This is a genomic window from Polaromonas sp. P4_H1, assembly GCF_056400945.1.
In genome coordinates, this window is sequence record NZ_JBFUKG010000153.1 from 1 (window position 1) to 520 (window position 520).

Here is a 520-nt window from a genome sequence, read left to right on the forward strand (position 1 = left end):
CTCCAGCATCATGCTGAGATTGCCGCGGCCGGTGAGCTTGTTGACGCCGAACAGATCACTGGCACAGGCCTGCAGGTCGACATCGCTGAACTGGAACTGGGCCTTCACATCGGCCACGGCATCGGAATGGGCAACATTGAACGAACCACGGACGATGCCGCCATACATCTGCGCTTCACCCACCGACAGCGCCAGTGTGCCGCCGCGCAGATTGGCGCCGAGCGCGGTGCGGCCAAGCACTGAGGAGCCGACGGTGACCTTGGCGGCCGACAGGCGCATGTCGAGATCGGTGGTGGACAGCGCGTTTAAGTCGAACAGCTGCCGATTCCAGTCACGGGCGCCGGAGGCCAGCAGCCGCACGGTAGACACATAGGGCGTGAAGTCGAGTGCGCCGGCAGCCAGGGTGGCCTGCAGCGTCTGACGGCCGGTGTTGCTGTAGGTCATGACGCCTTCGGCGCTGTTGCCGTCGAGTTCGACATTGACGTTGGTCAGCGCGATCGACGGGCCCACCAGGCTGGCA

Annotated in this window: 1 protein-coding gene; it reads right to left on the minus strand. The window is 64.6% G+C overall.

Features of this window, described 5'->3' with window-relative positions; all coding sequences use genetic code 11:
- The coding region (locus AC1DS5_RS25620; protein ID WP_477721053.1) for an AsmA family protein at positions 1-520 on the minus strand (520 nt) is incomplete at both ends.